We start from the raw sequence: 18,335 nt of genomic DNA, 5'->3' as shown, positions 1-18,335 counted from the left end.
CGTTTTATTTTGAAAACAGTCGTTTCGACCAAAAAGAGCTGTATGGATTATAATTAGATCTTAATTTTTTCACGCCAAAAGTTGAATTCTTAAGATTTATGGTCAGAAGATTAAGAGAGTCCTGGAAATAGAGATAATATGCTTTCATATAATCGTATTTTGTCTGCATTTCTTTCATGCATTCAACATCGTCTAAACAACTGTTCGTAGAATAAACCTGCATTTCTTTGATCTTCCAGTTTTTATCAAAAGTCAATAATCGATAACCGGTTTCGGGTGGAGAAGCACCACACATTCCTTGTTTGTTAAAGTTGGAATCCCGTTCAAACGAAAGCATAATTCTATTCTCTGTTTTATCTTCGAAAGTTGAAACAATCTCGTTACCTCCATAACCGTCTAAAATATCGAGTAGATTATAAACCTTTCCATTAGGAAGATGAAGCCATTCATTTCTGCTGGTTACATCCAGGGATTGAGTGTTCAGTTTAATTGTAAATTCTTTATCTTGAATTTTAAGTTTCCCTTTTTGAATTTTTCCGTCACCTTGTTTTATTTCTAAAAACTCCTTGTAATCAGAAAAAGCGGGACAGGGTTCAGTCCAACAAAAAAGATCTCCTACAAATTTGGTTTGTTCTATCTTTTTCTGGTTTTCACCGAAATTGTAAAGTAATAAATCACCATTGTAATATCCAATAAGCGGAATTTTCTGTTGATATTGATCGTACTGATACCAGCCAGTTACAGAGAAAACTTTATCGTGCCATCCAGAAATTTGATAATGTTCCAGATGCAATGTTATGTTTTTTCCGGCGACAAAGCCTTTGAACGTTTCGCTTTGTACCCAATCTTTTTTGAGCGTGATTTTGGGATTTATGAATTGGGAAAGCAAAAAGCAACTTAATAAAAGTGTACTCAATGATAAAATTTTTTTCATTTTCAATTAAATATTTTAAGAAAGATATCATTAAAAAGTATGCCAATTTTAAGAAAAAATTAACATAAATTAATAATTCTTTAACAAAATCTTTTTTAATTGAAATCTTTAATATTTTAAACCGAAAATAAATGACCGACAAATGTACTTATTCTGCGCATCGTAATTAGTGTCACCATTTTTTGACACCGAAAAATTGCTGTGTAAAATTGATAGAAGAAATTTATGAATGAAATTAAAATTGTTTGATGAAGCGCTTAATGTCTTCATTTTCACCATATATAACCAATATGTCAGCACTTTCTAAAACAGTATCCGTATTTACGACGCCTTGTATCTGATTAATTCGTTTTACTTTTCCGAACATGTTTTTATCGGCTATTTTTTTAATAATCGTGACACAAACAAGATTGTAATTGTTTCTAAAACCAACTTGTTCTATCGTTTTTCCAACGAGTTTGTCCGGAATTGCAATTTCTGCAATGCTGTAGTTGATACTGAGTTCAAAAGAATCTACCATTCCTTTGAGAGATAATTTTTTCGCCCACCTCTCCGCACTTTCATCCTCAGGATGAATAATGGTTTCTACATCCATTGCTTCTAAAATTGTTTCATGAATTGGCGTAATTGCGCGGCTGATAATACGATTTGGATGCAGTTTCTTCACCATCGCCGTTGCCATAATATTAGCGCCGGTGTCTTCTCCGATGGCGATAATCACAATATCGGTATCTTTCCAGGGAAGACCGCCCATCGTATATTCATCGGTGGCATCAAGGCAAATCGCATAAGAGATTTTTTCTTTTACAGCTTCAACTTTAGTCATACTGTTGTCTACACCGATAACTTCGCTGCCTAATTTGGTTAATTTTTCAGCCAGAGAAAGTCCAAAATTTCCTAAACCGATGACAATATATTTCATGTTTTTTTAAATTTAATTAATTAAAATTTCCTCTCTCGGATATTGATAATTATAGTATTTCTCCCGCTTCACCATGGCGATCAATAAAGAGAACATACTCACTCTGCCGATAAACATCATCGAGATAATGATTAATTTTCCTGCCGGCGAAAGAGTCGGCGTGGTGTTGATACTTTGACCCACCGTTGAGAAGGCGGAAAAAGCTTCGAAAGCCAAAGTCAGTAAATCTTTATCCGGTTCTGCAATAACAAGGAGAAAGATCCCGATTCCTAAAACAAACAGAGATAAGCCAATGATTGCAAAGGCTCTTCTGATGGAATGTTCTCCGATTTCCCGACGGAATATTTCTGTTCTTTTCTTTCCTTTCGCAAGGCTGATAATATTTAATACGGCTATCGCAAAAGTACTGGTCTTAATACCTCCTCCGGTAGAAGCTGGCGAGGCACCAATCCACATTAGAAAGATACAGATCATCAAGGTTGGAGCAGAAATTAAATTCACATCTACCGTATTGAATCCAGCGGTTCTATTGTTGGCAGAGATGAAAAATGCTTCAACCCAAGCGCCAAAAGTGGAATGATCTTTTAAAGCACCATTATATTCAAACAGGTAGATTGACACGGTTCCAAATAATAGCAGCAAGAACGTGGTGGTTAAAATAATCTGCGAATTCAAATTAATGACCCAAGGCGTATACTGAAATTTTTCTTTGCTAAAAAGAGAAAAAAAGAAATTTCTGATCAACGTTTTTAAATATTTATAGACATTGTACACGATTGGGAATCCGAGACCACCGAAAATAAACAAAGATGCAACCGTAAAATGCAATCCGTAATTAAATTGATAGCCCGGCTCGTATAAATTACCGCTTAACGTAGAAAACCCGGCATTACAAAACGCAGAGATGGCGTGAAATATAGAGAAGAAGATTCCTTTATTGACCGAACCATCAAGTAAAGACAAATCGAGCGTTGAATAAATAATAACCGCACCTAACGCTTCTATAATTACGGTAATAATAATAATTCTTTTTAGGGTATTAAAAACTTCTCCCAATTTATCAGAACTCGTCATTTCGCCCAAGCTGATCTGGTTTTCATAAGAAGCGCCACCACGGAAAAAGTAACTGAAATAACTTGCAAAAGTCATAATTCCGAGACCTCCAATTTGGATGAGTGAAATGATGATAATTTTCCCGAACAATGTAAAATCCTTAGAAGTATCTAAAACAATAAGTCCCGTAACACAAACGGCACTGGTAGCAGTAAAAAGTGCGTCTAAAGGTTTAATTCCGTTTACAGTCGCATTGGGCATCATGAGTAGTGCGGTCCCAAACAAAATAATAGCGAGAAAACTTAAGATAAAAAGCTGCGCCGGATTAATAAAAGTTCTTTTAAAATTGATATTCAAACTGGAGAAATCCCGAATGAAACAGAGGACAATCAAAACGTACAATAGCCGAAGACTAAAGAACTGAAACGTATGCGTTGGGGAAAAGTTATATTCGAAACGCGCCAGATAATAAACAATGATAAAACCGGTTACGAGAATTTCTAAAGGCCATATTTTCCTTGTATGAGGGCTTTTCTTATAAAAATTGTAATACAATATATTGAACAGTGTAAGAATAAAACTGAAATCATAGAAATAAATAATTTGACTGCGGAACAGAAATTCATCAAAAAAGCCAGTCTCGACAATCATGATCAACACGGCTAAAAGACTCGTATAAAAAGAAAAAAGGTTTAGTTGTTTATTCCACATTGTTCAAAAGTGCACTGTAAAAGTGTTTTTAGATTTTTAAGTACTACGAATGTAAATAAATTTCAAATAAAAAGGCTAAAAAAGCTTTTTAATAAAAGAATTTATAGAAAGCTTTTCGGTGCCTATCCTTATTTGCTTATTTTTGTAACCAACCTTTATTTCTATGTACAAATCCATTATTCGTCCGATTTTATTCAAATTCGACCCAGAAGAAGTTCATTATTTTACTTTTTCATTATTAAAGAATTTCCGTTTTCTAACAAAAATTTTTCTTCCAAAACCCATTGAAGATAAAAGATTAGAAAGAGAAGTCTTCGGTTTGAAATTTAAAAATCCAGTTGGGTTAGCCGCAGGTTTCGATAAAGATGCGAAAATGTTCAACGAACTTTCAGACTTAGGATTTGGTTTTGTAGAAATCGGAACTTTAACACCGAAAGCGCAAGATGGAAATCCTAAGAAAAGATTGTTTCGTTTAAAAGAAGATTCGGCAATTATCAACCGAATGGGCTTTAATAATGGTGGAGTAGACGCTGCCGTAGAACGATTGAAGAAAAACAAAAACGTGCTCATCGGTGGAAATATTGGTAAAAATAAGATTACGCCGAATGAAGAAGCCGTCAACGATTATATCATCTGTTTTGAAAAATTGTTCGATCACGTTGATTATTTCGTGGTTAATGTAAGTTCACCGAATACGCCAAATCTCCGTGAACTTCAGGATAAAGAGCCTTTGACAAAACTGCTCGGAACTTTACAAGAATTAAATTTAACAAAGAAAAATCCGAAGCCAATTCTTTTAAAAATTGCACCTGACTTAACGGATACGCAACTTTTGGATATTATTGATATCATTAAAGAAACAAAAATTGGTGGAGTGATTGCAACGAACACGACGCTTTCTCGCGAGAATTTAAATTCAGAAAATAAAAAAGAAACGGGCGGGCTTTCCGGGAAGCCTTTAACAAAACGTTCGACAGAAGTCATTGGTTTTCTTTCTGAAAAAAGCGGAAAAGCTTTTCCAATTATCGGTGTTGGCGGAATTCATTCTGCAGAAGATGCTTTAGAGAAATTGGAAGCCGGCGCAAGTTTGGTGCAACTTTATACCGGGTTTATTTATGAAGGACCGGAATTGATTCGGGAAATCAACCAGAAAATATTGGAGAAAATCTAAGTGCTGATAGAGCTTGGAGCTCTAAACAGCGCTCCGCATCAGATAAAGAAATTTGCCACCGTATAAATAATTAATCCAACTAATCCACCGACAATTGTTCCATTCACGCGGATAAACTGCAAATCTTTTCCGACTTCCAGTTCCAGTTTTGCGCTGAGTTCTTTACCTTCCCAGTTTCCAACCGTGGAACTGATTAAAGCGCCGAATTGATGCGTGTTTTTTAGAATGTATTTATAAGCTGTGGCGCGAACCCAACCATCGATTTTGTTTTGAAATTTCTCATCGGTTTGTAAATTTTGAGAAAGTTCAGTAAGATTTTTTTTGATATAATTTTTCAGCGCAGAATTTTCTTCTTCCAGTTCTTTAGAGAGAGATTTTTTAATTGAGTTCCAAATATCTGTCGAATACTGTTGAATTTTTTCTTCTTTCAAAAAGTCGTTTTTAATGTTTCTAAATTCTTCAACCCATTTTTCTTCGGTTTTAATTTCTTTAGAAAACTCGTAAAGCTTCTGCGTGATTTCTTTTCTTAAAGAATGGTTTTCATCCAATTCAACTTCTTCGAAATATTTCGAAAGTCCGTTGGTAATTTTGTCAGCAATATTGTTATCTACGAACTTTGGAATCAAAAAGTAACTTTCACTTTTCACGCGTTCTTTTACCATCTCCTGATTGTTCAAAACGTATTCTTTAATCTGTTTCGAAAGATTGGTGATGAATCTTTGATGGTCTTTTTTATCTAAAACATATTCGAGTCCGTTACCAATAATTTCATTGATTTTTAAATCATCAGACATTTCTTTCGCTTTTCTGCCGATGAAATTCACGACTTCAGTATCATCCAGTTTATTTAAAATATCGAGAATGATATTCGAAACCTCTTTTATTAAATTTCCCTGATTGCGTTCTTTCGAAAGCCACTCGCCTACAAAATTTGAAATCTTGATCTTTTGAATATAAGGACGAATGTTCTGGGGAGAAAGGAAATTATCAACCACGAAATTTCCGAGATTGTCGCCAATTCTTTCTTTGCTGTTTTCGATCAGGTTGGTGTGCGGAATTTTAATTCCGAGAGGATAGTTGAAAAGCGCTGTAACTGCGAACCAATCTGCCAAAGCACCGACCATCGCCGCTTCTGAGAAGGCACGAATATAGCCAATCCAATGCGCATCATTTTTCTTTTCTAAAATCGTCATTACTACAAATACAATAGCCATCAAAACGAAAAGTCCTGTGGCAAACATTTTGTATTTCCTCAGCTGTATCTTTTTTTCTATATCATTCATTATTTCAAATGTACTAAATTTGAATCGCAAAACTTAAAATCGATACGATCTCACTAGAAAATTAGTTTTAAAATTTATGAAAATCATACTTTCAATATTATTTTGCGTTTCGTTGCAAATGTGTTCTCCAATTAAACCAACCGAAAAATCTACCTCAATGGAAAATTCAACTACAAAAAACAATCCATACTATTCCCGAACAGACCGAACAAAACTGGATGTTCCCAACTCTGAATGGAAAAAAATCCTCGATCCCGATTTATACGCCGTGGCAAGAGAAGCCAATACAGAAAGACCAGGAACTGGTAAGTATAACATCTATGACGAGTTAGGTGATTATTACTGCGCGGTCTGCGGAAATCATTTATTCCGTTCTGATGCCAAATTTTCTTCCACTTGTGGCTGGCCAAGTTTCTTCGAAGCTGACAAAGAAGGAACCGCTTACAAACGAGATTCAACCTATGGAATGGAAAGAACCGAAGTCCTGTGTAAAAGATGTGATTCGCATTTAGGTCACGTTTTCAACGATGGTCCGCCACCAACTGGAACTCGCTATTGTATGAATTCTGTAAGTCTGGAATTTGTGGGCGATAGCGAAAAATCAACAAAATAAAAATTACTTTTATTAAAAACAGAACTGCTCAAAAGATTAATTATGGTAGAATATTTTTATACCTGTCCATACTGTTGGGAAGAAATTTCTGCGCTTTTGGATCCTTCGATTCCGAACCAAACGTATATAGAAGATTGCGAAGTTTGCTGTAATCCGATAGAATTGCACGTGATTTTTGAATCCGAAGAATTGGTTGGCTTTGAAGCGGTGAGTATTGAGCAGTAAATTTCTATAAAAAAGTACATATTTGTACGATAGTTTGTGAAAAGAATTCAATTACAAAAAGCAAAACCTCGACGCAAGCCGAGGTTTTTATTTAAAGGTGAAAAAGCAAAGGTTTAAGCTTTTTCTAATTCTACCGTAAAGTGTCGTAAAATTTCAGATTCCCAAACGATATTGTATCCTTTCTGAATCTCGTTTCTTCTGTCGTAAACATTTTTAATAGCAACCGCAATATAATCCATATGATTGTTGGTGTACGTTCTACGCGGAATTGCCAAACGAACCAACTCTAATTTTGGATAACGGTTGATACGTGTTTCTGGATCTCTGTCGGCTAATAAAGTTCCGATTTCTACAGTTCTTATTCCCGCTTCTTTGTAAATTTCGTTCGCCAAAGTTTGAGCAGGATATTCTTCTCTTGGAATATTGGGTAAGAATTGCAGAGAATCAATGAAAACTGCGTGTCCGCCAATCGGTTTCTGCACAGGGATTCCGAATTTAATTAATTTATTTCCCAGATATTCTACCTGTGAAATACGACTTTCTAAATATTCAAATTCTGTCGCTTCATTCAATCCAACGGCTAAAGCTGCCATATCTCTTCCGGCCATTCCACCATAAGTGATGAAACCTTCAAAAATAATCGTGAAGTTAGAAGCTTTTTTAAAAATCTCTGCATCATTCAAAGCAATGAAACCACCGATATTAACTAAACCATCTTTCTTTGAACTCATCGTCATTCCAACTCCATAAGAAAATGCTTCTTTTGCAATTTCTTTTATGGTTCTGTTTTCCTGACCTTTTTCTCTCATTTTAATGAAATAAGCATTCTCCGCAAATCTGGCAGAATCGAAATAGATTGGAATTCCATAACGGTCAGAAAGTTCTTTTACGGCTTTCATATTTTCCAAAGAAACGGGTTGTCCTCCTGACGAATTACAGGTAATCGTAATTAAACAGAAAGGAATTTTTTCTTTTGGATGCGCTTTATAAACTTCTTCGAGTTTTTCTAAATTGATGTTTCCTTTAAACGGATGTGGATCTTCAATATCAAAAGCTTCATCAACGGTACAATCGATGGCGTGGGCTTTTCTGATTTCAATATGTCCTTTGGTAGTATCGAAATGGGAGTTTCCTGGGATCACATCACCATCTTTTACCAACACTGAAAACAAGACATTTTCAGCGGCTCTGCCCTGGTGTGTTGGAAGTAAATATTTGTAACCAGTAATCTTTTGGACGGTTTGGTGCAGTTGTTCGAAACTTTTAGAACCTGCGTAACTTTCGTCTCCTGTCATCAAGGCTCCCCATTGTTGGTCGCTCATTGCGCCCGTTCCCGAATCAGTTAATAAGTCGATATAAACCTGAGAAGACTTTAAATTAAATAAATTGTATTTGGCGTTTTTTAGCCATTCTTCTCTTTCTTCTTTGGTAGATTGGCGGATTTCTTCAACCATTTTAATTCTAAATGGTTCTGCGTACGGTAATTTCATATAAGGATGAGGAATAATTAATTGGTAATAAGTAATAAAAAACTGCGAGCGATAAGTATAAAAATTACTTACTGCTCATTACTGATTACTAATCATTCCGGCGCTTTGAAGACATTGTCATCGGAGTGGAATCCGGCAACGCCACCACTCACAGCAAATTTCATTGCTTGTGCAGCAGTTACATTTTCTAAAATGGTAATATTAGTTGCTAAAACAAATACGACCCAACCCGAAACAGCATATGAATGTGGAAGATAAACCGAAACGTGTTCGGGAAAACCAACAGACGAAAGGTCACTTTGCGTTAAAAATCCGATGCGCCAAATAGCGGGATTTTCTGTAGTTTTAATAAGAACCGGTTGGTTGAATTTTTTCTTATCTCCAACAAAAGAAGTCATTACGTCTTTCAAAGAAGTGTAGATGAATTTAATTCCCGGAGTATGTTCCAGCAGATAATCGAAACTGTCGACGATTACTCTTCCGATAATGAATTTACTTCCAAGATAACCGATTAAAGTTGTGGAGCAAATAACAATAACGAAGGTCATTCCAGGATAAAAGTGGTCGGATAAAGACGGAATGATATTATCAATACTCGAAACGATATACCAAATAATCCAAATTGTTAAGGCAAAAGGTCCTATAATTAACAAACCTTGGAAAAACGATTTTGCAAAGGTGTTAAGTAATTTCTCAAATTGGTGTTTAGTTATCATCTACGACTGGTAATCATTAAAAGTTCAACCGTAAAAATAAGTAAATTTTAGATGAGTTTTAAAAAAAATATTAACCGTGAATGGTTTCTTTTTTTCCGTAGGATTTTATGATCTCGGCTTCATAATCCAACCATTCTTCCCAACGTGCATTTACTTTTTCAACATCTCCTAATTGTCGTGCGAACCCAATAAAAGTCGTGTAATGTCCCGCTTCAGAAATCATCAGATCTTTATAGAAGGTTTTCAATTCTTCATCTTTGATATTCTCGGTTAGAACTCTGAATCTTTCACAACTTCTTGCTTCTATCATCGCCGCAAAAAGCATTCTGTCGATAATGTATTCCTTGCGTGTTCCCTGAACAATGAATTTAAATAACTGACCAACATAATCATCCTTCCTTTCTCTACCGAAAGTATAGCCGCGCTTTTTTATGATTTCGTGTACTTGCTGGAAATGTTCTAATTCTTCCTGTGCGATTTTCAAAAGCTCCGTAACGATTTCCGGGTATTCCGGACACATGGTTATAATCGTAATCGCATTGGTCGTGGCTTTTTGTTCGCACCAAGCGTGATCCGTCAGGATTTCTTCTAAATTACCTTCAGCAATATTCGCCCAACGCGGATCGGTCAAAAGTCTTAATTTAAACATCGTCTTAATTTTGGCGTAAATTTAATGAAATTAAAAGCATGGTCCCAGACTTTAGACATTTGCTAAAATGGTATTTAATTATAGCAATTGCGAATGTAAAGGCTAATATGTGGCATAAATGTTGAATAATCAATAATTAACATTAAAAAATAAACTATTATGAACACTTTATCTTTAAAAAACGGGCTGGAAAAATTTGGAATTTTTATGCTTACTTTTTTCTTTAGCACATTGGCTTTGGCTCAAGAAGCAACGAAAAATCCAGATTTGAATGTTAATGTTACAACTACTAAAACGACTACTACGGAGCAATGGTATTCGAATCCCCTTTATTGGGTAATTGGTGGATTATTTGTCATCGTACTTATCGCAATTATTGCGAGAGGTAATGGAAAAAGAGACTAGTTCTTATACTAAGGAATAAATGAACTGCTTCGGTTTTATACTGAAGCCGTTTTTTTACGTAAAAATTCCATAATTCGCCAGCCAAAAGCATCAACTTTTTTCAATCCTTCAGAAATAATAATAGCCAAGAAAATATTAATACCAAAAATTAAAACAACCAAAATCCCCCACGGCAAATATTCTTTGAGTGGAACAACAATAAAATAAATGAGAGAGGAACTCATACCCTGCGCAAAATAAAAGAAAATCGCATTTTGGCCAATATAAGTTAGCAAATTATTCTTTTCGATTTTTAGTCGATTATATAAAACAAATAAAGTGAGCAGTGAGAAACTTGCCCAAAAAACATAAAGTAATTTCGGTGGAAACTTCGCTTTATTCATTTTTAAAAATAATTCTTTGCCAGAATTCCAGAAAAGGAAAATAAGAATCAGCATTAAAATTCCATATAAAGCAGGAACCCATTTTGTCTTTATTTTTTTACCTTTTAATTGATGAGCGATTAGGAATATTCCCAAATACAAAGCGACGTAACCAACTTGGCCTGTTGGATAATACTGTGGAAAAACATTAAATAGTAAGGTTAAACCTAAACAAAGTCCGATAAACCAATTGATATGTTTCGGGAAAAACCTTAGAATTAAAACTCCAAAAACGGTTAGAATAAAATAGACTTTTAAATACCAAAAACTCCCCATTACGACAGGAAAAGTATCTGCATTCGTATATTGATGAAGATACCAATTACCAAGATTTTGCCATTGTGGAATATCAGTAATACTTTGCGGAACGTATTTAGTGCCGAAAGTGGAATAGAAATCTTTCATCCAATCGAGACCAAAAATAGTTAAGCCAAATACTTTAAATAAATAATCGAGGAAGAAAAGAAAGGTCACGAAAATCATATAAGTGATCTGCAGTTTCAATAATCTATAAAGCGTCTTTTCGATATTTGCGCCAGAAGTAAGTCCACTTAAAGCAAAAAACAAAGGAACATCTATTAATAAGGACAGAACCCGAAGTTCGGTTGGGACATAAAATTGTCCGGACCAAAAAACGGTGTGGATAAAGATAATAGCAAGTGTCGCGAAACCTTTTGCAAAGTCAATGTAGAGATCTCTTTTCATAATTTATTTGAAAATCAAAAGTAAAGAAAAATTGAATGTGAACGTAAATTTAAAAATGAGTAACGGTCTCAAATGCAAATTCTATTTTTTAAACCGCAAAAGAATCAAAAGTTAAATGCAAAACAGAAGTAATTCAAAAGGTTGCAAAGTGCAGAAGCGTTATTCTATAAACCTTTTGCAACCTTTTGATGACCATTTTGAATAAAGCTTTTCGAAATTTTTGCGGTAAAAAAAGCGGAATAATTTTGAAAATATTCGGTTAAATTAGAACTGATTTTAAATTCATAAGTAATTGGTTCAAAAGATTTTCGGAAATTTAAACGTGTATTGTGGATAACTCAAAATTATTTCTTACTTTTGCACCTCGAATTAACTAACAAAAATTATAAACAATGTTTGCAATTGTAGAAATAGCAGGGCTTCAATATAAAGTTGAGCAAGACCAAAAGTTGTTTGTAAACCGTTTGAAAGGCGATAAAGGAGGAAAAGTTTCTTTCGATAAAGTTCTTTTAACTGTAAACGGTTCTACAACAATCGGCGCCCCAGCTGTAAGCGGTATCACTGTTGATGCTGTAATCTTAGACCACTTAAAAGCTGATAAAGTAATCATCTTCAAAAAGAAAAGAAGAAAAGGATACGAAAAGAAAAACGGTCACAGACAGTCTTTAACTCAAATTCAAATTACTGGAATCACTGGTTTCGATAGTAAGAAAGAAGAGAAAAAAGCTGCACCGAAAGCTAAAAAAGAAGCAGCAGTTTCGGAAGAAGCTCCAGTTGCTAAAAAAACAACCAAAAAATCAGACAGCGAAACCGCTGAATAATTTTAACCAAAAAACCTTAAAATACAATGGCACATAAGAAAGGAGTTGGTAGTTCCAAAAATGGTAGAGAATCGCATTCCAAAAGATTGGGAGTTAAGATTTTCGGAGGACAAGAAGCTATCGCTGGTAACATCATCGTGAGACAAAGAGGTACAACACACCACCCAGGTGAAAACGTGGGGATGGGTAAAGACCACACATTGCACGCTTTGATCGCTGGTAAAGTAGTTTTCAGAAAGAAACAAAACAACAGATCATTCGTATCTATTGAACCAAGCACTGAAACAAACGCATAATTTAAAAAGCGTTTTGATCAATATAAAAAGTCTCAATCTTTAGATTGAGACTTTTTTGTGGTCTATTATTAGAAATTATTTATGATTAAAAATAAAACATGATAAAAGCCTAAATGTTTAAACAAATAGGCTTTTAATACTTCGAATTTTGCGTAATAAAATTTCCGAAGGAAATCTTAATTTTCTTAATTTCTTAACCAGAAACTTAACCGTAAAACGTCTAATTTTTCTCTTTAAGTTTTGTCAATCAATGCGCTACTTTCCTTTATTCAGGAAAGCATCCCAGCCTTGTGCATTCAGAGGAATCAATTCACTGCTTCCTCTTGCCACTAAATAATTTCCTTGATCCAAATCAACGGCGTGACCGATAATGGTAAAATCCGGATGATTTTTAATTTTCTCGAAATCAGCGGGTGCGATTGTAAACAACAATTCATAATCTTCGCCGCCGTTCAGTGCGCACATTACAGGATTCAAGTTCAATTCTTCTGCCGTAGAAATCGTTAAAGAATCCATCGGAATTTTTTCTTCGTAGATTCTAAAACCAACTTTACTTTGATCCGATAAATGCAATGTTTCAGAAGATAATCCATCAGAAACATCAATCATAGATGTTGGATGAATATCCAATTCTTTCAAAGTTTTCTTAATGTCAGTTCTTGCTTCCGGTTTCAATTGTCTTTCCAGAATATAATCGTAGCCTTCCATTTCAGGTTGCATATTAGGATTAGCAAGATAAACAGAATGTTCTCTCTCCAAAATTTGCAAGCCCATATAAGCGCCACCTAAATCACCCGTTACTACTAATAGGTCATTTGGTTTTGCACCATTTCTTTTGATTAAATTTTCAGAATTTTCAAGGCCAATCGCTGTAATCGTAATTACTAAACCAGACGTAGAACTTGTCGTGTCGCCACCAACTAAATCAACTTTGTAATGTTTACATGCCATATAAATTCCTGCGTAAATCTCCTCTAAAGCTTCTACCGGGAAACGGCTTGATACGGCAAGTGAAACTAAGATTTGAGTTGGCGTAGCATTCATGGCAGCAACATCACTAAGGTTGACTACAACCGCTTTATATCCTAAGTGTTTCAATGGAACATATCCTAAGTTGAAATGGACTCCTTCCGCCAAAACATCAGTCGTAACAACTACTTTTTGACCTTCAGGATTAATGACTGCGCAATCGTCACCGACAGAAACTTCTGTAGAAGAATTATCAAAACTAAAGTTTTCGGTGAGGTGTTTAATTAATCCAAATTCACCATAAGCGGAAATTGGAGTTAATTCTGGGTTTTTATCTTCTAGCATTTTATTATTTTAAATTTGATGAGGTTTTTGTAGGAATTTTAACAATTATTCTCCCGACGGTTGATCTTTTTCTTTTTTCCAGCTGAAGGTGTTCTTCTTGTGAAATGCTTCCACATTTTCCGGTTTGAAAGGCAAATCTTTCAAGTCTTGTTTTGTTAAAGTTTTCACGTGTTCCCCCTTGAATTCATTCATCACTTCCAAAACATCATCCGGTGGAGTCGTTGATTTTCTTAACATCGTATCAATCCAAACTCCGGTCGCTTCAGCGGTTGCGCAATGAGTTCCGTCAGGTAAATAAAATTTGTGAACGAACTGATAGATGCTTGCATCTTCCGACATTCCTGCAATTTCCAGCGAAACAAAAACCGTTTGGTCAGCATAGATTTCCTTAAAAAAAGAATACCGCTCATGTAAAATTACCGGTCCAATTCCCCAATAACTTAACTCTTTCAAACCCATTTTATGCGTGTTCATAAAAGCCATTCTGGTTTGCGCGCAATACATAACGTATGAAGAATTGGCCAAGTGGCGGTTCGCATCAATATCGCTCCAGCGAACTTCAAATTTGTAATGATAATCAGACATTTTTACTATTTTTTTTATTTGGACGCCTTGATCCGCCTTCCACTCCCAATCTTTTTTGCCTACGCTTTGGCCAATGCAAAAAAAAGGATTTCCGTTCAAGTCGGGGCGCATATTTCGCTTCGATAGAAGCATTTTATTTAATTTGCAAAATTAAGCATTAATCATGGCTTAGAAAAATAGTATTTTTGCAATTCATCAACCACAAAAAGGCACAAAAGTTTTGAGCTATAAATGAATTCAAAACTCCCAAAAAGTTTGAATTACTAAATTTGCGCTCTTTGTGTAAAACCTTTGTCTTGTCCCTAAGAAAAGATGATAAAAATAGTATATTGAAAAAGAAAAAAATAGTCATAATCGGTGGAGGCGCAGCCGGATTCTTCTGTGCAGCAAATCTCGACGAAACCAAGTTTGAAGTAATCATTCTGGAGCAGAATTCTGATGTCCTGCAAAAGGTGAAGATCTCCGGTGGCGGAAGATGCAATGTTGCCCATGCTTGTTTTGATCCGAAAGAACTGGTCCAGTTTTACCCAAGAGGGAATAAAGAGTTATTAAGTGTCTTTCACAAGTTTCAACCTGGCGACACGATGGAATGGTTTGAACAACGAAATGTTTCGTTGAAGATTGAAAACGATAACCGGATCTTTCCAGAAAGTAATTCTTCGCAAACGATCATTAATACTTTACAGGAAGAAGTGTCCAATAAGCATTTTCAAATACATACAAAATCAGTTGTCTTAGAAATTGCACTAAAAGAGAATCAATATTTAATTACAACCAGCACGAATACTTATGTAGCTGATTATGTTATATACACCACAGGAAGTTCGCCGAAGTCTTTGAAGATGATTCAAAGTTTGGGACATAAAATCGTAGAACCTGTTCCGTCTCTTTTTACTTTTAATATTAAAAATGATACTTTAAAAGATTTGATGGGAACGAGTTTTCCTTACGCGGAAGTTTCTATTCCACAATTAAAAATGGATGAATCTGGCCCGATGTTGATTACGCATTGGGGACTTTCCGGCCCAGCCATTTTAAAACTTTCTGCCTGGAAAGCTAGAGAACTTGCGGATTTAAAATATCAGTTTGAAATCATCGTTAATTTTTTAGGAATCGATTTAGAAATCGCTGAAGAGACTTTTAAAACTTTCCGACAAGATCATCCTAAGAAGACGATTGGAAGTTCGAAAATCTTTGATATTACGACCCGCTTTTGGCATCGAATTATTTGGTTGTCAAAAGTAGATCTAGATAAAAACATCTCTAATGTTTCGGGACAAGAACTACAGAAAATTGTTCAACATCTTTGTGAGAACAAAATGAAGGTCAATGGAAAGTCCACCTACAAAGATGAATTCGTAACCGCCGGCGGAATTGATTTGAAAGAAATCGATTTTAAAACAATGAAATCTAAAATCCTTCCTCAATTCTATATTGCCGGAGAAGTTTTAAATATTGACGCAGTTACGGGCGGATTTAATTTTCAGGCTTGCTGGAGTGAGGCTTGGTTGATTGCCCAAGATTTAAATGCCGTTCAATTTTAAAATTAGTTAAAATCAGGCCCATGAACATTAATTTTATTAAATTTGCACAAATTTAAAAAGTAGAATGAAAAACATATTTGTCCTAGTCTTAGCTCTTATAATGTTGACCTCTTGTCAAACACGCGTAGTAAGTACGCAAAAACCAATGAAAAGTAATTCTCTGGAATTGTATCATAAATACACGATTCAAACCAATGATGCAAAGGTTGTAAAATTGGAAGTTTTAAAATTAGATGACGAAAATATTTACGGGAAATTGAAATCAGGTGAAGACGTTGTTATTAATAAAAGTGACGTTCGTGAAGTTAAGAAACCAGATGTATTCTCCTCGGTAATTATCGGTTTGGCTGCTGTAGCTGCCGTTGTTTTTGTGCCGATTTAATTGGATCTTTAAAATAAAAAAAGGAGTGAATTTCAATAATTCACTCCTTTTTTTATATGATTTTGTGGAGATAAATTAAGCTTTCAGCGCATTAATTTCATCTCTTAATTTTGCAGCTTTTATAAAGTCCAGGTTTTTCGCAGCGGCTTCCATGGCTTTTTGTTTTTCACCAATAAGCTGCTCTATGCCTTCTCCACCATATTTCGCTTTTTGTTCTGCAACTTGTTTCAAGATTTCTTTCTGAGTATATTTTTCATCTGGGAAATCTTTACTTCTTCCCACCATTACTTCAGATATTTTTTTATTTAAAGCAGTCGGAACTTGGCCATGCTTTTCATTGTATTCCATCTGCTTTTGTCTTCTATAAAGCGTTTCATCAATCGTTGCCTGCATTGATTTCGTCATTTTATCGGCATACAGAATCGCTTTTCCATTAAGGTTCCTCGCGGCTCTACCAACGGTTTGCGTCATTGATCTTCGGGAACGCAACATTCCTTCTTTGTCCGCATCTAAAATAGCGACCAGGGAAACTTCCGGTAAATCCAATCCTTCTCTCAATAAGTTAACTCCGACTAAAACATCAAATAAACCAACACGTAAGTCCTGCATGATCTGAATACGATCCAAAGTCTCCACATCTGAGTGAATGTATCGTGTTCTTATTCCGAACTTGGTAAAATACTTGGTTAATTCTTCCGCCATTTTTTTAGTCAAAGTCGTAACTAAAGTACGTTCATCAACTTCTGCACGTTTTTGAATTTCTTCCATTAAATCATCAATTTGATTTAAAGAAGGACGAATTTCAATTACAGGATCGAGCAATCCGGTTGGACGAATAATTTGTTCTACATATTCGCCACCACTTTTTTCAAGTTCATAATCTGCGGGAGTTGCAGAAACATAAATGACCTGATTTTGTATCGCTTCAAACTCTGGAAACTTCAACGGACGGTTATCCATCGCTGCTGGAAGTCTAAATCCGTGTTCTACCAAAACTTCTTTTCTGCTTCTGTCACCACCATACATCGCATGAACCTGTGGAATTGTAACGTGACTTTCATCGATGACCATCAAGTAATCTTTCGGAAAATAATCCAATAAACAGAACGGTCTTGAACCAGGCAATCTTCCGTCAAAATATCGGGAATAGTTTTCTATTCCGCTGCAATAGCCGAGTTCTTTCATCATTTCTAAATCGAGTTCCGTACGTTCTTGTAAACGTTTTGCTTCGTAAGGTTTTTCAATGTCATTAAAGAAATCGACCTGCTTCACCATGTCATCCTGAATTTCGCGAATAGCACTTACTTGCGTATCTTTTGACGTAACAAAAAGATTTGCCGGATAAATTTTAATATCATCAAAGTTATCCATTACGTTTCCCGATAAAGGATCAAAACTTTGAATGGTTTCAATCTCATCACCGAAAAACTGAATCCGAATAGCATTATCGGCATAAGCCGGAAATACATCAACCACATCACCTTTAACTCTGAATGTTCCACGCGTAAATTCATGTAAAGTTCTTGAGTATAAAGCATTCACCAAATCATGAAGCAAACTTGTTCTCGTTATTTTTTGATTTTTCTCAATAGAAATTAATGACTTTTCAAATTCTGCGGGATTTCCAACACCGTAAATACACGAAACAGAAGCGACAATTAAAACATCTCTTCTGCCGGAAAGTAAACTCGCCGTGGCCGAAAGTCGTAATTTTTCTACTTCTTCATTAATGGATAAATCCTTTTCTATATAAGTATTGGTAGAAGCGATAAACGCTTCTGGCTGGTAATAATCATAGTAAGACACAAAATACTCCACGGCATTATTTGGAAAAAACTCTTTGAATTCCATGAATAATTGCGCCGCTAAAGTTTTATTATGTGCCAGAACCAAAGTTGGTTTCTGCGTATTGTTCACCACATTGGCTACCGTAAAAGTTTTCCCGGAACCGGTAACTCCGAGAAGAGTTTGGTATTTCTCACCGATTTCAAGGCCTTCGGTCAATTTCTTTATGGCAGTTGGCTGATCGCCTGTAGGTTTGTATTCTGATTGAAGTTCGAATTTCATCTTGCAAAAATACGGAAAAGAAAAGAG

Annotated in this window: 19 protein-coding genes; 8 read left to right on the top strand and 11 right to left on the bottom strand. The window is 35.3% G+C overall.

Features of this window, described 5'->3' with window-relative positions; all coding sequences use genetic code 11:
- Window positions 1–4 precede the first annotated feature (4 nt).
- The 3 genes from Q73A0000_RS12060 to Q73A0000_RS12050 all read right to left on the bottom strand — a co-directional run bounded on the left by Q73A0000_RS12060 (window position 5) and on the right by Q73A0000_RS12050 (window position 3,620).
- Entirely contained in the window at window positions 5–934 is a 930-nt protein-coding gene (locus tag Q73A0000_RS12060) for a hypothetical protein (protein WP_193811189.1), read from the bottom strand.
- 235 nt (window positions 935–1,169) lie between these two features.
- Window positions 1,170–1,856, bottom strand: coding sequence for a potassium channel family protein (locus Q73A0000_RS12055; RefSeq protein ID WP_193811188.1), 687 nt, complete (start codon window positions 1,854–1,856; stop codon window positions 1,170–1,172).
- Between the two features lie 12 nt (window positions 1,857–1,868).
- On the bottom strand, window positions 1,869–3,620 hold the full coding sequence (locus Q73A0000_RS12050) for a TrkH family potassium uptake protein (RefSeq protein ID WP_193811187.1): 1,752 nt from the start codon (window positions 3,618–3,620) through the stop codon (window positions 1,869–1,871).
- A 163-nt stretch (window positions 3,621–3,783) separates the two neighbouring features.
- Here Q73A0000_RS12050 and Q73A0000_RS12045 point away from each other — a divergent pair, with 163 nt between their 5' ends.
- Window positions 3,784–4,791 (top strand): quinone-dependent dihydroorotate dehydrogenase, encoded by a 1,008-nt coding sequence (locus tag Q73A0000_RS12045; RefSeq protein WP_193811186.1) that lies wholly within the window; start codon window positions 3,784–3,786, stop codon window positions 4,789–4,791.
- A gap of 38 nt (window positions 4,792–4,829) precedes the next feature.
- Here the strand turns inward: Q73A0000_RS12045 and Q73A0000_RS12040 are convergent, their stop codons facing one another.
- On the bottom strand, window positions 4,830–6,074 hold the full coding sequence (locus Q73A0000_RS12040; RefSeq protein WP_193811185.1) for a DUF445 domain-containing protein: 1,245 nt from the start codon (window positions 6,072–6,074) through the stop codon (window positions 4,830–4,832).
- A 118-nt stretch (window positions 6,075–6,192) separates the two neighbouring features.
- Between Q73A0000_RS12040 and msrB the strand changes: the two genes are divergently transcribed.
- Window positions 6,193–6,687 carry a peptide-methionine (R)-S-oxide reductase MsrB gene (gene msrB / locus Q73A0000_RS12035; protein WP_410504131.1) on the top strand — a complete coding sequence of 165 codons (495 nt, stop codon included), beginning with the start codon at window positions 6,193–6,195 and terminating at the stop codon, window positions 6,685–6,687.
- 42 nt (window positions 6,688–6,729) lie between these two features.
- Window positions 6,730–6,912: a CPXCG motif-containing cysteine-rich protein gene (locus Q73A0000_RS12030; RefSeq protein ID WP_193811183.1), complete on the top strand. Its 183-nt coding sequence runs from the start codon at window positions 6,730–6,732 to the stop codon at window positions 6,910–6,912.
- Window positions 6,913–7,025: 113 nt separating this feature from the next.
- Here Q73A0000_RS12030 and Q73A0000_RS12025 read toward each other — a convergent pair whose 3' ends face one another.
- The 3 genes from Q73A0000_RS12025 to Q73A0000_RS12015 all read right to left on the bottom strand — a co-directional run bounded on the left by Q73A0000_RS12025 (window position 7,026) and on the right by Q73A0000_RS12015 (window position 9,767).
- A complete protein-coding gene (locus Q73A0000_RS12025; RefSeq protein WP_193811182.1) occupies window positions 7,026–8,402 on the bottom strand; it encodes a tryptophanase in 1,377 nt (458 codons plus the stop codon).
- Between the two features lie 92 nt (window positions 8,403–8,494).
- Window positions 8,495–9,118 carry a DUF502 domain-containing protein gene (locus Q73A0000_RS12020; RefSeq protein WP_193811181.1) on the bottom strand — a complete coding sequence of 208 codons (624 nt, stop codon included), beginning with the start codon at window positions 9,116–9,118 and terminating at the stop codon, window positions 8,495–8,497.
- A 70-nt stretch (window positions 9,119–9,188) separates the two neighbouring features.
- A complete protein-coding gene (locus Q73A0000_RS12015; RefSeq protein ID WP_193811180.1) occupies window positions 9,189–9,767 on the bottom strand; it encodes a tRNA-(ms[2]io[6]A)-hydroxylase in 579 nt (192 codons plus the stop codon).
- A 159-nt stretch (window positions 9,768–9,926) separates the two neighbouring features.
- Between Q73A0000_RS12015 and Q73A0000_RS12010 the strand changes: the two genes are divergently transcribed.
- Window positions 9,927–10,172 carry a hypothetical protein gene (locus Q73A0000_RS12010; RefSeq protein WP_193811179.1) on the top strand — a complete coding sequence of 82 codons (246 nt, stop codon included), beginning with the start codon at window positions 9,927–9,929 and terminating at the stop codon, window positions 10,170–10,172.
- Between the two features lie 35 nt (window positions 10,173–10,207).
- Here Q73A0000_RS12010 and Q73A0000_RS12005 read toward each other — a convergent pair whose 3' ends face one another.
- A complete protein-coding gene (locus Q73A0000_RS12005) occupies window positions 10,208–11,299 on the bottom strand; it encodes an acyltransferase family protein (protein ID WP_193811178.1) in 1,092 nt (363 codons plus the stop codon).
- 392 nt (window positions 11,300–11,691) lie between these two features.
- Between Q73A0000_RS12005 and rplU the strand changes: the two genes are divergently transcribed.
- Both rplU and rpmA read left to right on the top strand, forming a co-directional pair.
- Complete coding sequence (rplU, locus tag Q73A0000_RS12000) at window positions 11,692–12,120, top strand: 50S ribosomal protein L21 (protein WP_133439209.1); 429 nt, start codon at window positions 11,692–11,694, stop codon at window positions 12,118–12,120.
- Between the two features lie 26 nt (window positions 12,121–12,146).
- Complete coding sequence (gene rpmA, locus Q73A0000_RS11995) at window positions 12,147–12,416, top strand: 50S ribosomal protein L27 (RefSeq protein WP_193811177.1); 270 nt, start codon at window positions 12,147–12,149, stop codon at window positions 12,414–12,416.
- Window positions 12,417–12,671: 255 nt separating this feature from the next.
- On the opposite strand, the gene thiL is transcribed toward rpmA, so the two are convergent.
- Together thiL and Q73A0000_RS11985 are read right to left on the bottom strand one after the other, a co-directional pair.
- On the bottom strand, window positions 12,672–13,730 hold the full coding sequence (thiL, locus tag Q73A0000_RS11990) for a thiamine-phosphate kinase (RefSeq protein ID WP_193811176.1): 1,059 nt from the start codon (window positions 13,728–13,730) through the stop codon (window positions 12,672–12,674).
- A gap of 45 nt (window positions 13,731–13,775) precedes the next feature.
- Window positions 13,776–14,315, bottom strand: coding sequence for an acyl-CoA thioesterase (locus tag Q73A0000_RS11985; protein ID WP_193811175.1), 540 nt, complete (start codon window positions 14,313–14,315; stop codon window positions 13,776–13,778).
- 329 nt (window positions 14,316–14,644) lie between these two features.
- On the opposite strand from Q73A0000_RS11985, the gene Q73A0000_RS11980 reads away from it, so the two are divergent.
- Both Q73A0000_RS11980 and Q73A0000_RS11975 read left to right on the top strand, forming a co-directional pair.
- Window positions 14,645–15,859 carry an NAD(P)/FAD-dependent oxidoreductase gene (locus Q73A0000_RS11980; RefSeq protein WP_193811174.1) on the top strand — a complete coding sequence of 405 codons (1,215 nt, stop codon included), beginning with the start codon at window positions 14,645–14,647 and terminating at the stop codon, window positions 15,857–15,859.
- A gap of 64 nt (window positions 15,860–15,923) precedes the next feature.
- Window positions 15,924–16,241, top strand: coding sequence for a bacteriophage spanin2 family protein (locus Q73A0000_RS11975; protein WP_193811173.1), 318 nt, complete (start codon window positions 15,924–15,926; stop codon window positions 16,239–16,241).
- A gap of 75 nt (window positions 16,242–16,316) precedes the next feature.
- On the opposite strand, the gene uvrB is transcribed toward Q73A0000_RS11975, so the two are convergent.
- Window positions 16,317–18,308 carry an excinuclease ABC subunit UvrB gene (gene uvrB, locus Q73A0000_RS11970; RefSeq protein ID WP_193811172.1) on the bottom strand — a complete coding sequence of 664 codons (1,992 nt, stop codon included), beginning with the start codon at window positions 18,306–18,308 and terminating at the stop codon, window positions 16,317–16,319.
- Window positions 18,309–18,335 lie beyond the last annotated feature (27 nt).

The organism is Kaistella flava (ex Peng et al. 2021) (assembly GCF_015191005.1).
GTDB lineage: Bacteria > Bacteroidota > Bacteroidia > Flavobacteriales > Weeksellaceae > Kaistella > Kaistella flava.
This window is presented reverse-complemented; position numbering and strand designations above follow the sequence as displayed.

What these genes read in the sequence shown, in the direction of transcription:
- Q73A0000_RS12060 (WP_193811189.1), bottom strand. Translation starts at nt 934, where the DNA reads ATGAAAAAAATTTTATCATTGAGTACACTTTTATTAAGTTGCTTTTTG.
- Q73A0000_RS12055 (WP_193811188.1), bottom strand. Translation starts at nt 1,856, where the DNA reads ATGAAATATATTGTCATCGGTTTAGGAAATTTTGGACTTTCTCTGGCT.
- Q73A0000_RS12050 (WP_193811187.1), bottom strand. Translation starts at nt 3,620, where the DNA reads ATGTGGAATAAACAACTAAACCTTTTTTCTTTTTATACGAGTCTTTTA.
- Q73A0000_RS12045 (WP_193811186.1), top strand. Translation starts at nt 3,784, where the DNA reads ATGTACAAATCCATTATTCGTCCGATTTTATTCAAATTCGACCCAGAA.
- Q73A0000_RS12040 (WP_193811185.1), bottom strand. Translation starts at nt 6,074, where the DNA reads ATGAATGATATAGAAAAAAAGATACAGCTGAGGAAATACAAAATGTTT.
- msrB (WP_410504131.1), top strand. Translation starts at nt 6,193, where the DNA reads ATGTGTTCTCCAATTAAACCAACCGAAAAATCTACCTCAATGGAAAAT.
- Q73A0000_RS12030 (WP_193811183.1), top strand. Translation starts at nt 6,730, where the DNA reads ATGGTAGAATATTTTTATACCTGTCCATACTGTTGGGAAGAAATTTCT.
- Q73A0000_RS12025 (WP_193811182.1), bottom strand. Translation starts at nt 8,402, where the DNA reads ATGAAATTACCGTACGCAGAACCATTTAGAATTAAAATGGTTGAAGAA.
- Q73A0000_RS12020 (WP_193811181.1), bottom strand. Translation starts at nt 9,118, where the DNA reads ATGATAACTAAACACCAATTTGAGAAATTACTTAACACCTTTGCAAAA.
- Q73A0000_RS12015 (WP_193811180.1), bottom strand. Translation starts at nt 9,767, where the DNA reads ATGTTTAAATTAAGACTTTTGACCGATCCGCGTTGGGCGAATATTGCT.
- Q73A0000_RS12010 (WP_193811179.1), top strand. Translation starts at nt 9,927, where the DNA reads ATGAACACTTTATCTTTAAAAAACGGGCTGGAAAAATTTGGAATTTTT.
- Q73A0000_RS12005 (WP_193811178.1), bottom strand. Translation starts at nt 11,299, where the DNA reads ATGAAAAGAGATCTCTACATTGACTTTGCAAAAGGTTTCGCGACACTT.
- rplU (WP_133439209.1), top strand. Translation starts at nt 11,692, where the DNA reads ATGTTTGCAATTGTAGAAATAGCAGGGCTTCAATATAAAGTTGAGCAA.
- rpmA (WP_193811177.1), top strand. Translation starts at nt 12,147, where the DNA reads ATGGCACATAAGAAAGGAGTTGGTAGTTCCAAAAATGGTAGAGAATCG.
- thiL (WP_193811176.1), bottom strand. Translation starts at nt 13,730, where the DNA reads ATGCTAGAAGATAAAAACCCAGAATTAACTCCAATTTCCGCTTATGGT.
- Q73A0000_RS11985 (WP_193811175.1), bottom strand. Translation starts at nt 14,315, where the DNA reads ATGTCTGATTATCATTACAAATTTGAAGTTCGCTGGAGCGATATTGAT.
- Q73A0000_RS11975 (WP_193811173.1), top strand. Translation starts at nt 15,924, where the DNA reads ATGAAAAACATATTTGTCCTAGTCTTAGCTCTTATAATGTTGACCTCT.
- uvrB (WP_193811172.1), bottom strand. Translation starts at nt 18,308, where the DNA reads ATGAAATTCGAACTTCAATCAGAATACAAACCTACAGGCGATCAGCCA.